This is a genomic window from Streptomyces sp. NPDC007907 (assembly GCF_042959365.1).
GTDB lineage: Bacteria > Actinomycetota > Actinomycetes > Streptomycetales > Streptomycetaceae > Streptomyces > Streptomyces indiaensis.
This window is the reverse complement of record NZ_JBIBKR010000002.1, coordinates 365418-377197: the sequence shown is the minus strand read 5'-3', so window position 1 is coordinate 377197 and position 11780 is coordinate 365418. Positions and strand designations below refer to the sequence as shown.

Sequence of the window (11780 nt, the reverse complement as noted above, 5' to 3'; positions counted from 1 at the left end):
GCTCCGCCGGCCGGCCGGCGGAGCCCTTCCGCTGTCTATGCCGGGACCGGCTCGATCCCGGCGATCTCCAGCTCACGGCCGCTGCGCAGGTCGCTGGAGGGCTGGTCGCAGCGCGGGCACCAGAAGAACGGGGGCATGCCCACCGCGAACTCCTCGGCGCACGGGCTGCACCAGGCCTGCGCGGGGACCTGCTCGACGACGAGCCGTGCCCCCGCGAGGGACGTGCCGTCACGGGCCACCTCGAAGGCGAAGTCCAAGGCGTCGGGGACGACACCCGCCAGCTCGCCGACCCGGACGGTCACCTTCGAGACGGCGTCCGTCCCGTCCGCCCGGGCCAGCTCGCCGGCCCGCTCGATGATCGCGGTCGCGATCGACAGTTCGTGCACGACCGGCTCACGGGTAGCGGCGGCCGGCGCGGAACCCGCCCGCCATCCGCCAGATCCGCATCTCCCGCCTGAGGCTGGGCAGCTCCCAGCACAGCAGGGCCAGGACCGCACCGCCCACCAGGACGGCCTCGGCCTTCAGCACCCGCTGTCCGCTCGTCCCGCCGCGCCTGCGCGCGACGGTTCTGCCTACTCGTTTCATTGCGGCGACTCCCTGCTCGTTCGCGTCACTGTGTTCATCCCGGCGAGATGTTCGGCATGGTCTCCGCGAGGGCGTCATGCCGCTTCCAGTGGATCCCCGTGGAGCGGCGCGCGTCCGCGGTGCCGTCCACGTGGTGACCCTTCTGCCGCTCGCGCGGTCCCCTGTTGCCCTGGTGCATACCGGCGACATGCCGGGGCGTGTCGGGCTTCGCCTGGGGCCGGCCCACTCTGATGCTGCCCATGGTGCTCTCCTTCCTCGCCTCCGACCTGCGGAGTGCGTGGCTACGGCCGCTCGGTGAGGTCCTCGAAGAACTGCTCGACGGCCGGCCAGATCCGGCCGCCGCCGGACAGGCCGCGCCACTCCCGGCGGACGACGGCGACCATCCGGTAGCAGTCGTCGACCGGCACGATCCAGTGGTGGTCGAGGCCGTGGACGGTGTTCACCAGCAGCGCCTCCACCTCGGGTTCCACGGTCGCGAGCGGTGGACACGTCCGGGCCAGCTCCTGCCAGGCCGCCGCGTCCACCTCCCACCGCATGGCTCCCGCTGGGCTGGGCCCCTCGGCGGTGACGGTGCCGTCGGCCCGGGGCACGAAGAAGACCAGTCCGACCGGTACGCCCAGGGCGGCCGTGTCGACCTCGGGCAGCCGCACCCGGCGGCGGGGCACCAGCCGGTACTGGCCGTCACCCGCCGCCGCGTCGGCGAACAGCACCGAGCAGGGGCCGCAGGCACAGCGCACCTCCTGCCGCCCGGTGTCGTACAGGTGGGCGTGCTCGTCGGCGACCGGCGCGGCGCACAGGTCGCACACTTCCGTCCCGGCCGCCGCCGTACGGTCGGCCGAGGAGCGGATGAGGCGGGCCAGTGCCCCGTCGGTGGTCACGGTGCGCCCCGGTGCGTCAGCGTGGTCAGGGGGACGAAGGCGGGGGCCGTCTCGGTCAGCGGCTCCACCGCCGTCAGTTCGGGCGCCGCGGCGAGCACCGCCGCGCGGACCGCGTCGGTGACGTCGGAGCCGTTGGAGCCGCAGCCGGAACCGCATCCGCCGCCGCCCGTCGTCAGCCGGACCCGGGCGACCTGCCCTTCGACCCCGGCCCACTCCACGTCGCCGCCCCGTTCCCGCACGGCGGGACGCAGCCGTTCGACCGCGCGGGCCGCCCGGCGTTCGGCGGGCTCGGGGTGGATGTCGTGCAGCACCATGAGGTGTCCCAGCAGCTCGTCCTCGGCGAGGCGCTCGGCCAGCGGCCCGTCCGCGAGGTCCAGGACGCGGGCCAGGGCCTCGCCGTAGACCTCGGTCAGCAGGGCCACGGCCTCGGTCGCGGAGCGGGTCGAGGGGCCGGGCGCGGTCTCGAGGCCTTCCAGCAGCTCGTCGAGCCGGCCGAGCCGGGCCTCGACGTCCGGGTCGGCCAGCCGTGCGCCGACGGCCTCAGCCATGGTTCGCCCCGTAGGTCGGCGAGTGCAGGGTGGTCAGCGTCTTGCCCTTGCCGACGTACATGTGCACACCGCACGGCAGACAGGGGTCGAAGCTGCGGACCGTGCGCATGATGTCGACGCCCTTGAAGTCGTCCGGCCCGTTCTCCTCGAAGATGGGCTGCCCCTGGACGGCGTCCTCGTACGGGCCGGGGGTGCCGTACATGTCGCGGGGGCTGGCGTTCCACGGGGTGGGCGGGTACGGGTGGTAGTTGGCGATCTTCTTGTCCTTGATCACCAGGTGGTGGGAGAGAACGCCGCGCACGGCCTCGTGGAAGCCGCAGCCGATCGCCTCGTCGGGCACCTCGAAGTTCTCGAACACCTTGGTCTCGCCTGCACGCACCATGCCCATGGCCTCTTCCAGGAACTGCAGGGCCATGGCGGCCGCGTAGGCGATGAAGTACGGGCGGGCGCGGTCGCGTTCGATGGTGTTGCTCCACTGCGGGATGCGCCACTCCAGGGTGGTCTCCGGCAGCGACTCGCCCTTGGGCAGGGAGATGCGCACGCTGTGGCCGGTGGCCTTGACGTACGGGGTGTCCACCAGACCGCTCAGCGCCGTCGACCACAGACGGGCCAGAGGGCCGCCGCCGGTGTCGAGGGCGAGGTGGTCGCCGGTGCGCTGGTCGAACCAGCGGGGGCTCATCACCCAGCTGTACTTGTCGTCGAAGTCGCGCTTCTGCGGCACCGGCACGGTCGTCTGGTTCCACGGGTGGCGCATGTCGACGGGGTTGCCGAGCGGGTCGTGGGTGACGAACGGCTGCTCGTTGACCCAGTCCTCGTAGTAGGAGCTGCCGAGCATGATGCGCAGGCCGAGGTTGATGTCGACGAGGTTGTTGGTGACGAGTTCGCCGTCGACGACGATGCCCGGGGTGACGTACATCGCCTTGCCCCAGGTGTTCATCGTCTCGTAGCGGTAGTCGACGACCTTGGGGTCCTGGAAGGCGCCCCAGCAGCCCAGCAGGACACGGCGGCGGCCGACCTCCTCGTAGCCGGGCAGTGCCTCGTAGAAGAAGTCGAAGACGTCGTCGTTCATGGCGACGGCCTTCTTCACGAAGTCGATGACCCGCATGAGGCGGCTGAGGTAGTCGGTGAAGACGGTCGGCTGCGGCATCGTGCCGACACCGCCCGGGTACAGCGTGGAGGGGTGGACGTGCCGTCCCTCCATCAGGCAGAACATCTCGCGGGTGACCCGGCTGACCTTCAGGGCCTCCTTGTAGACCTCGCCCTCGAAGGGGTTGAAGGCCTTCATGATGTCGGCGATCGTGCGGTAGCCGTGGATGTCGCCGCGGGGGGCGTCGGTGCGTTCGGCGCGGGCCAGGACACCGGGGTTGGTGGCCTTGACCATGGCCTCGCAGAAGTCCACGAAGACCAGGTTGTCCTGGAAGATCGTGTGGTCGAACATGTACTCGGCGGCCTCGCCGAGGTTGACGATGTGCTCGGCCAGCGGGGGTGGCTTGACGCCGTAGGCCATCTGCTGGGCGTAGTCGGAACAGGTGGTGTGGTTGTCGCCGCAGATGCCGCAGATCCGGGACGTGATGAAGCCCGCGTCGCGCGGGTCCTTGCCCTTCATGAACACCGAGTAGCCGCGGAAGAGCGACGAGGTGCTGTGGCATTCGACGACTTCCCGGTTGGCGAAGTCGATCTTCGTGTAGATGCCCAGGTTCCCGATGATCCGGGTGATCGGGTCCCAGGACATGTCCACGAGCTGTGGTGGCTTGCGGTCCGTGGGCCGGGCCTCGGTGGTGGTCATCTGCGGTACTGCCCCTCGCTGTCGGTGGTGGGTGGGGTCGCGGGTTTCGTCACGGGCGCCAGCGCGGGTCGTAACCGCTGGTCAGCTTGCGCTTGTTGTGGCGCCACCTGGGCTCGTGGTTGACGAGCTCGTTGGTCATGCCGCGCAGTCTGCGGATGACGGCTCCGTACGGCTTGATGGCCAGGGACGACAGGGTGCCGCCGGGGGGCTCGTCCATGAACGGCATGAACGCGTCGGGGAAGCCGGGCATCGTGCAGCCGATGCAGATGCCGCCCACGTTGGGGCAGCCGCCCAGGCCGCCCATCCAGCCGCGCTTGGGCACGTTGCAGTTGACGACCGGACCCCAGCAGCCCGTCTTGACCAGACACTTGGGCGAGTTGTAGTCCGTGGCGAAGTTGGCCTGCTCGTAGTACGAGCCGCGGTCGCAGCCTTCGTGGACGGTCTTCCCGAACAGCCACTGCGGGCGGAGCATGTGGTCCAGCGGCGGCGGGGGTGCGGAGCCGGCCGCGTGGTAGAGGACCCAGATCAGGGTCTCCATGAAGTTCTCGGGCTGGATCGGGCAGCCGGGCACGTTGACGACGGGCAGGCCGGCCTGGGAGGTGTAGTCCCAGCCCAGGTAGTCGGCGAGGCCCATGCACCCCGTGGGGTTGCCGGACATGGCGTGGATGCCGCCGAAGGTGGCGCAGGTGCCGGCGGCGACCACCGCCCAGGCCTTGGGGGCCAGTTGGTCGATCCACCAGTTGAGGGTCTGCGGCTCGCCGGTCTCCGGGTCGTTGCCGAAGGAGGTCCAGTAGCCGTCGCCCTCGATGATGTTCTGGTTCGGGATCGAGCCCTCGATGACCAGGATGAACGGGGCCAGTTCGCCGCGGACGGCCGCCCGGTAGGGCGCGAGGAAGTCCTCGCCGCCCAGGCTGGGCGAGAGCACCTTGTTGACCAGGTTCACCTTCGGCAGGCCCGGGATCAGCCCGAGCACCACGTCCTCGAGGGAGGGCTGGTCGGCGGCGGTGAGCGAGACGGTGTCCCCGTCACAGCTCATGCCCTCGGAGATCCACAGGATGGTGATCTCGTCGATGCCCTTCCGGTCCTCGGACCGTTCGGGTTCCTTGCTGACTTCGGTGGTGCTGCTGTGGGTGGTCATGTCACTCGGCCTCCGCTGCGGGGGTCTCGGAGTCGGTCGTGTGCCGCGCGGGAGCTGCGGCGGGAGCCGGTGCCGACGGCTCGTCCGGGGATCCGGCGGGCCCGAGGGGTTCGAGCTCGTCGGGCCGGAAGTAGTGGAAGCGGCCGTACCAGTTGTTGAGTTCGGCGGCCGGGTCGTCGTCGAGGGTGACGGCGAGGTGCACGCTGCCGTCCACGTCGTGGAAGACGGCGGCGACCTCGGCGGTGCGCCCGGCCAGGAACATGTCCTGGGCGTCGGCGCCGCGTCCCCGGGGGCGGAGCCGGACCCGGCTGCCGCCGCCGAGCCGGACGCCGTCGACGAGCACGGTGTCGGTGGTCGGGGAGAGACCCTCGTCGCCGCCTTCCTGCCACCAGGCGGGGCGGTCGGCGGACGCCGTGGGGGTGACGGGGGTGAGGGGGTGATCGGTCGGCGCCGTGGGGGCGGCCGGCGTCAGGGAGCGGACGGCGCCGTGCAGGCGTTCGAAGACCTCCTGCGGCATGGTGTCGACCCGGTCGAGGATCGCCGCCGCCCGCGGGTCGGTGGCTCGCGCCTCGCGCTTCTCCTCGTCGGTCAGCAGCATCGTGCGCAGCGTGAGGATCTCGTCGATCTCCGCGGCGTCGTGCAGGTCGCCGGGACTTTCGGGGGCGACCCGGGGGTGGTCGGGCAGGATGATCGGCGCGGACAGCAGGACGGGTGCGGTGTCCCCGGTCTCGCCGCCGAGCACCGGGAAGGTGAACTCGTTGCGGCACGCTCGCACGGGTGCGTCCAGGTCCGTCGGCGGGTCGATGAGCGAGACGAACTCCGCCCCGCCGCCGCCGATCAGGGTGTGCGTGGCGATGAGGGCCCGGCGCAGCGCCTCGTCCCGGGGCGTGTGCGGCGGCGGTGCGGGCGCGGTGTTGGTGGTCCGTACGCGGATCCGGCACAGGTCGTCGGAGAGCCGCTCGGCGCTGACGGTGGTCTCGGCCCGGATCTCCTCGCGGCTGCGCACCACCCGCCCGGCGTTCGCGGGCAGCGGCTCGACGTCCGTACCCGCCGCGGCGTTCACCGCGACGACCCGTGCGCCCCGGAGGAGTTCGTCGAGCGGGGCCTCGACCTCGCACTCGCGCGGCAGGGCCTCGTCGAACGTGAGGTGCACCGCGCCGTCGTCGGTGTGCAGCGACTCGACGGGCCGGCCCGCCTCTTCGACCTGCTTGCGCTGCATCTGGAGGTAGCGGACCCGCACCCGGACGCGGGCGTGGTCCGGCTGCCGGACCCGCAGCAGGCACTCGGTCTGCTGATACCAGGAGTCGGCGGAACCGGAGACGCCGGGGGTGACGGGGCCGTCCGCCTCCACCCAGTCCCGGGGGAACAGCACGCCGAACTGCCAGCGGACACGGTTCTTCGTGGAGGAGCGGCGGTAGGGGTAGAGGAGGTAGCCCTCGTAGAGGACGGCGTCGGCGACGGCGCTGAGCTGCTCGAAGACCCCCGGGCAGGGGCCCGTGCCGTCCGTCGTGGCAGCGCCGTGCGTGCCGCCCTCGACCAGTGCCTCCGCCATCGCGTCTCCTCGTCCCTGTGTGCCCGCGTATCCCTTCCACCACCGTCACACCGCTGATCCACGGTCGCCTCCTCCGGCGCAGTGGGATTGGGCCGTTCGGGGTGGTCGTTCAGCCGTCACGGCTGCGCGGGACGGGGAGCACGGCGACGGGCCCGTCGGCACCGAGGCGCCGACGGGCCGTGTCGGAGGTGCGGGGTCAGTGCCGCACGCGGGACAGCCTGCGCGCCACCAGCGGGACGACGACCGCGGCGGCCACGACGTGGGACGCGGCCAGGACGATCCGGGTGGACGTGGCGGTGTGCGGAGCGACGGCCGGGCCGGCGAGCGACAGCGCGGTGAGGGCGACGCTGGTCACGGTGAAGGCGCGGGCGGGCCGCCCGGCCCAGCGGGCGAGGGCGACCGCGAGGACGATGCCGGCGACCGACCAGAACAGCACCCCGCCGAAGAAACCGCCGACCGGGATCTCCGCGGCCTCCGTGGCTCCGGGACTCGCCGCTTCCATCGGGACACCGGCGGCCCGCGCGACGAGCGCGAACGCCTCCGTCACCACGGCTCCGGCGAGGGTGGCCAGAACGCCGACCAGCCACACGGGGCGGGTGGTGAGCAGACCGGCCTCGGTCCGCGGTGCCTGGCTCTGAGGTGTCGTCACGCTCATGTCTCTGTCTCCTGACGGGGGTTGGGTCGCGGTGGGGCGTACGGAGACGTGGACCGGAGGTCGGCGCGGAACTCATCGGTGCCCGGGGACACTTTCCCGGGGCCGGTGGTTCGTCCGGATGGCACACATCACCCGCACGAACCGGCGCGTCACGGGAAGGCGTGACCTCATGGACCAGCCGACGCAGCACCCCCGCCCCACCACCAGCCCCGCCGTCACGACCCTGGCCGACCCGCTGGTCAACCGGGGCACCGCCTTCACCCGCAGCGAGCGCGAGAAGCTCGGGATCGACGGGCTGCTGCCGCCCGCCGTGGAGACCCTGGACGAGCAGGTCGCCCGCGCCTACGAGGCGTTCCACGGTTACGACAAGCCGCTGAACCGGCACATCTATCTGCGGCAGCTCCAGGACACCAACGAGGTGCTCTTCTACCGTCTGGTCACCGCGTACCTGGAGGAGCTGCTACCCGTCGTCTACACGCCGACGGTGGGCGAGGCCTGCCAGAAGTTCAGCGAGATCTACCGGCGGCCACGCGGTCTGTTCCTGACCTGGGAGGACCGGCACCGCTTCCGCGACATCCTGCGCAACCGCCCGCACCGTGACCACGACGTGGACGTCATCGTCGTCACCGACGGCCAGCGCATCCTCGGCCTGGGCGACCAGGGCGTCGGCGGCATGGGCATCCCCATCGGCAAGCTGAGCCTGTACACGGCGATCGGCGGCATCCACCCCGCCCGCACCCTGCCGGTCCTGCTGGACGTGGGCACCGACAACGAGACCCTGCTCGACAACCCCCGCTACCTCGGCCGGCGCGCCCGGAGGCTGACCGGCGCCGAGTACGACGAGATGATCGAGGCGTTCGTCTCGGCGGTCGAGGCGGAACTGCCTGGGACGCTGCTGCAGTGGGAGGACTTCGCCACCGCCCACGCGCACCCGATCCTCGCCCGCTACCGGGACCGGCTGCTCACGTTCAACGACGACATCCAGGGCACCGCGGCCGTCACGCTCGGCGCCCTGTCCACGGCGGCGGACGTGGCCGGCACCCCGCTCACCGAGCAGCGCGTAGTGATCCTCGGCGCGGGGTCGGCCGCCATCGGCGTCGCCGACATGATCCGTACGGCCATGGTCGACGAGGGCCTGTCGGAGGACGAGGCGACGGCGCGGTTCTGGATCGTCGACGTCGACGGGCTACTGGTCTCCTCCCGTTCCGAACTGACCCCGCAGCAGCGGGTGTTCGCGCGCGACGACAGCGAGGTGGCCGACTGGGACGGCACCGGCCTCGCCGAGGTGGTGCGCCGCGCCGAGCCGACCGCGCTCATCGGGCTGTCGACGGCGCACGGCGCGTTCACCGAGGAGATCGTGCGGCAGATGGCCTCGACCTGCGAACGGCCCGTCGTCTTCCCGCTGTCCAACCCCACCTCGCACTCCGAGGCCGACCCCGCCGACCTCACCCGCTGGACCGACGGGCGGGCGCTGATCGCCACCGGCTCGCCCTTCCCGCCGCTGAAGGTCGACGGGCGCGAGGTGCCCGTGGCGCAGTCCAACAACGTCTACGTCTTCCCGGCGATGGGCCTCGCGGTGACCGCGAGCGGGGCCACACGGGTCACGGACCGCATGCTCGTGGCGGCCGCCCGGGCCGTCGCACGCTGCGCGGTGCGCGCGGCGGACGGCGACGACCTGCCCGTGCCCCTGCTGCCGCCGTTGACCGGCATGCGGGAGTCCGCTCGCGAGATCGCGCTGGCCGCGGCCCTCGCCGCCGTCGAGGACGGGGTGGCCCCGCGGGCGACGGAGGACGAACTGCGCGAGGCCGTCGCCCGGGCCCAGTGGACGCCCCGCTACGAGGACTAGCCGCAGAAGGCCGATCCTCCGGGACGTGCTGATGGCACGACGGTGTCGGAGATGCCGCACGGCGGCGTCGGCCACTCCGGCTACGGCGGCGACCTCTCCGGCCTGCTCGACTGCACGCAGGTCGAGCACGTCATGCTGTGACGGCCACCGACACCGCCCCTACGCAGCCCAGGGGCCCGCGGGACGCGGCACCCTCACCCGACCCTGATGCCCACGATGCACGTGTCGTCGTCCGTGTCCGACTTGCTGTAGGTCAGGAGGCGGTCCAGCTGCTGGTCGAGCGTGCTGGGTGCCGACCGGGCGGTGGTCAGGAGGTGGGTCAGGGACTCCTCCACGGGCCGGTCCCGGCGCTCGACCAGACCGTCCGTGTACATCAACAGGGTGTCCCCGGGGGCCAGGCGCAGCTCGGTCTCCTCGTACACGGCCTCGGGGACGGCCCCCAGCAGCAGTCCCTTGACCAGGGGCAGGGGGGCCGCTTCGGTGTCGCGGACGAGGACGGGCGGGAGGTGCCCGGCCCGGGCCCAGCGCAGCGTCCGCGTGTCCGGGTCGTACAGTCCGCACACCGCGGTCGCGGTGACGGAGCCGGTCAGGTGGTGCGCCACGATGTTGAGCCAGGACAGCAGCTGGCCCGGCCCGGCGCCGGTCACGGCCAGGCCGCGCAGCGCGTTGCGCAGGACGACCATGCTGGTGGCGGCCTCGATGCCGTGCCCGGCCACGTCCCCGACGCACAGCAGCACCTTGCGCGACGGCAGGACGACGGCGTCGTACCAGTCGCCGCCCACCAACTGCTCGGTCTCCGCGGGCCGGTAGCGTACGGCCACCTGGAGGCCGGACACCTGCAACGGCGCCTGGGTGGGCGGCATGATCGCGTGCTGCAACTGCAGGGTGAGCCGGGCGCGTTCGGTGGCCTGCTGCTCGGTGTGCGCCAGCTGGTCGCGGGTCGCGGCGAGCGCCACCTCGGTCCAGTGCTGCGCCGAGATGTCCTGGCAGGCGCCGCGCACCAGGAGCAGCCGGTCGTCGGTGTCGAGCACCGGTTCGGCGACGATCCGGATGTGGCGGGTCACCCCCTCCGGCCGCTGCAGCCGGAACGCGGCGGCCGCCGGACGCTGGTGGTGCAGCAGGGTGCGCAGGAAACGGCGGATGGAGACGCCGTCGTCCGGGTGGGCATGGGCCGGAAGCTCCTCCAGCGGCACCGGGGTGCTCGTCCGGGGGCGTCCGTACAGGTCGAAGAGCTGCCCGTTCCAGGTGATCTCACCGGTGAGCACGTTCTCCTCGAACCCGCCGATGCGGCCCAGCCGTTGGGCATGCTGGAGGAGACTCGCCAGCCGGGCCATCTCGTCCTCGATGCGCCAGATGAGGAGGACGGACATGCCGTGGCGGCTGATGCTGATGTCCGCGACGGCCGACAGGGGGACCTGGTCGACGAGGGCGGTGAGGTTCATGCGGCGGGCACGGAAGGGCTCACCGGTGGCGTAGACCCGCTCGACGCGCTGGAACAACTCGCTGTCCCCTGCGGCCATCGGATAGGCCTCCAGGAGCAGCGCCCCGTTCACGACGGCCCGCGGCCGGCCCGCCGGGTCCAGGAAGCGGTTGTTCACGTGCTGGATGCGGAAGTCCACCAGGTGCCCGTCGGCGTCCAGATGCGGCACCAGGACGAGGGCCGGGTCGTACAGCCCGTCGGCCAGGTCCATCAGCTCGGCGGCGTCCGGCAGCACGCGCGGCTCCTGGGCCGCTCCCTGCGGCGGCGTGTACATCTCCAGGGTGTGCGCGCACAGTTCGGCCAGCGCCTCCACCTGCCGGACGATCTGCGGGGGCTGCGGCTCCAGCGGGGCCGGCCAGGCGATCTCCAGCACACCGTGGATACGGCCGCCGGTGCCGGCGGGCAGGGCGGCCCGGCCGCCGTCCGGATGCTGGTGCAGGCCGATGGTGGGCAGTCCGGTCACGCCGAGGGTGGTGATCCACTGCCCCTCGCGCTCGATGAGGCCCCGGCGCGCCACGGTCACCACGTCCGGCGGGACGTAACGCCAGCGCTCCGCCTCGGCCGGCGAGAAGCCGGCGCTGCCCGCCATGGTGAGCGAACCATCGGCGCCGACGGCCCAAATGGCCACGGCCACCGCACCGAGGGGACGCAACGCCTGCTCCAGCAGGGCGTCGGCCACGGCCTGGGCGTCGTCCGCCGCCAGGACGCCGCTCTCGGCCGCGCGCAGGCGCACGGCGGCCGACTCGCTCTCCGCCTCGTCGGCGGCCCGGGTCGCGGCGAGGAAGGCGTCCGTCACCTCGGACATCCGGTCCCGGGCGGCCTGGTTGATGACGTCGACGGCCAGTTCCAGGGGGGTGACCTGGGCCTGCTCCGCCAACTGGGCGAGCTGCCGGGCCGCCTGGGCGGGACCGCACTGCAGCCGCTCGACCAGGACCCCCTTGGCGAGTTCGATCAGGGCGCGCCCCTCGGCCTCCGCCTGGGCGGCACGTACTTCCCGGCTGAGCCGTTCCACGGTGGCGGCGAGACGGCCCACCGGGGACGCGGCCGACGGGTCCTCGCGGCCGGCGCGCGCTTCGTCGCCGAACCCGGGCAGCCCGTCGGAGGTGAACCCGGGCGGCCCGTCGGAGGTGAACCCGCCGGAGACCGCCGCCTCCTCGTCGGACGGCTTGGGGTCCCCGTCGGTGGTACGGGACAGCGGGTCGAAGCTCAGCGGTGACGGCGAGGGCTCAGGACCGGCGGCCGAGCCGCGCTTCGGCTCGCCGTCACCCGGCTCGCGCGACTGCTCGGACATGCTCACGGTGTGGATGCTCCT

The 11780-nt window shown here is 72.4% G+C and carries 11 protein-coding genes; 1 reads left to right on the top strand and 10 read right to left on the bottom strand.

Annotated elements, in window-relative coordinates; genetic code table 11:
- Positions 1-35: 35 nt before the first annotated feature.
- From hypA to ACFZDI_RS07635, 9 genes are all read right to left on the bottom strand, one after another.
- Positions 36-386: a hydrogenase maturation nickel metallochaperone HypA gene (gene hypA / locus ACFZDI_RS07675; RefSeq protein WP_234846937.1), complete on the bottom strand. Its 351-nt coding sequence runs from the start codon at positions 384-386 to the stop codon at positions 36-38.
- Positions 387-393: 7 nt separating this feature from the next.
- The gene (locus tag ACFZDI_RS07670) at positions 394-585 is read right to left on the bottom strand and encodes a hypothetical protein (RefSeq protein WP_234846936.1); all 192 of its coding nucleotides are present in this window, start codon (positions 583-585) and stop codon (positions 394-396) included.
- Between the two features lie 34 nt (positions 586-619).
- Positions 620-826, bottom strand: a complete 207-nt coding sequence (locus ACFZDI_RS07665; protein WP_234846935.1) for a hypothetical protein — start codon at positions 824-826, stop codon at positions 620-622.
- 40 nt (positions 827-866) lie between these two features.
- The gene (locus ACFZDI_RS07660; RefSeq protein ID WP_391248501.1) at positions 867-1463 is read right to left on the bottom strand and encodes a DUF5947 family protein; all 597 of its coding nucleotides are present in this window, start codon (positions 1461-1463) and stop codon (positions 867-869) included.
- A complete protein-coding gene (locus tag ACFZDI_RS07655; RefSeq protein WP_391248499.1) occupies positions 1460-2011 on the bottom strand; it encodes a NifU family protein in 552 nt (183 codons plus the stop codon). The genes ACFZDI_RS07660 and ACFZDI_RS07655 overlap by 4 nt, the downstream gene beginning before the upstream one ends.
- Complete coding sequence (locus tag ACFZDI_RS07650) at positions 2004-3797, bottom strand: nickel-dependent hydrogenase large subunit (RefSeq protein WP_391248497.1); 1794 nt, start codon at positions 3795-3797, stop codon at positions 2004-2006. The genes ACFZDI_RS07655 and ACFZDI_RS07650 overlap by 8 nt, the downstream gene beginning before the upstream one ends.
- A 49-nt stretch (positions 3798-3846) precedes the next feature.
- Entirely contained in the window at positions 3847-4935 is a 1089-nt protein-coding gene (locus ACFZDI_RS07645) for a hydrogenase expression protein HypE (RefSeq protein ID WP_391248495.1), read from the bottom strand.
- A gap of 1 nt (position 4936) precedes the next feature.
- Positions 4937-6487: a hypothetical protein gene (locus ACFZDI_RS07640; protein ID WP_391248492.1), complete on the bottom strand. Its 1551-nt coding sequence runs from the start codon at positions 6485-6487 to the stop codon at positions 4937-4939.
- A 196-nt stretch (positions 6488-6683) separates the two neighbouring features.
- The gene (locus ACFZDI_RS07635; RefSeq protein WP_234846186.1) at positions 6684-7142 is read right to left on the bottom strand and encodes a DUF6069 family protein; all 459 of its coding nucleotides are present in this window, start codon (positions 7140-7142) and stop codon (positions 6684-6686) included.
- A gap of 169 nt (positions 7143-7311) precedes the next feature.
- Here ACFZDI_RS07635 and ACFZDI_RS07630 point away from each other — a divergent pair, with 169 nt between their 5' ends.
- On the top strand, positions 7312-8988 hold the full coding sequence (locus ACFZDI_RS07630) for an oxaloacetate-decarboxylating malate dehydrogenase (RefSeq protein ID WP_391248490.1): 1677 nt from the start codon (positions 7312-7314) through the stop codon (positions 8986-8988).
- Positions 8989-9182: 194 nt separating this feature from the next.
- Here ACFZDI_RS07630 and ACFZDI_RS07625 read toward each other — a convergent pair whose 3' ends face one another.
- A complete protein-coding gene (locus ACFZDI_RS07625) occupies positions 9183-11765 on the bottom strand; it encodes a SpoIIE family protein phosphatase (protein ID WP_391248487.1) in 2583 nt (860 codons plus the stop codon).
- Between the last annotated feature and the right edge of the window lie 15 nt (positions 11766-11780).

Coding starts and splice junctions, on each gene's coding strand:
- ACFZDI_RS07665 (WP_234846935.1), bottom strand. CDS start 826: ATGGGCAGCATCAGAGTGGGCCGGCCCCAGGCGAAGCCCGACACGCCC.
- ACFZDI_RS07645 (WP_391248495.1), bottom strand. CDS start 4,935: ATGACCACCCACAGCAGCACCACCGAAGTCAGCAAGGAACCCGAACGG.
- ACFZDI_RS07670 (WP_234846936.1), bottom strand. CDS start 585: ATGAAACGAGTAGGCAGAACCGTCGCGCGCAGGCGCGGCGGGACGAGC.
- ACFZDI_RS07635 (WP_234846186.1), bottom strand. CDS start 7,142: ATGAGCGTGACGACACCTCAGAGCCAGGCACCGCGGACCGAGGCCGGT.
- ACFZDI_RS07655 (WP_391248499.1), bottom strand. CDS start 2,011: ATGGCTGAGGCCGTCGGCGCACGGCTGGCCGACCCGGACGTCGAGGCC.
- ACFZDI_RS07650 (WP_391248497.1), bottom strand. CDS start 3,797: ATGACCACCACCGAGGCCCGGCCCACGGACCGCAAGCCACCACAGCTC.
- ACFZDI_RS07630 (WP_391248490.1), top strand. CDS start 7,312: ATGGACCAGCCGACGCAGCACCCCCGCCCCACCACCAGCCCCGCCGTC.
- ACFZDI_RS07640 (WP_391248492.1), bottom strand. CDS start 6,487: ATGGCGGAGGCACTGGTCGAGGGCGGCACGCACGGCGCTGCCACGACG.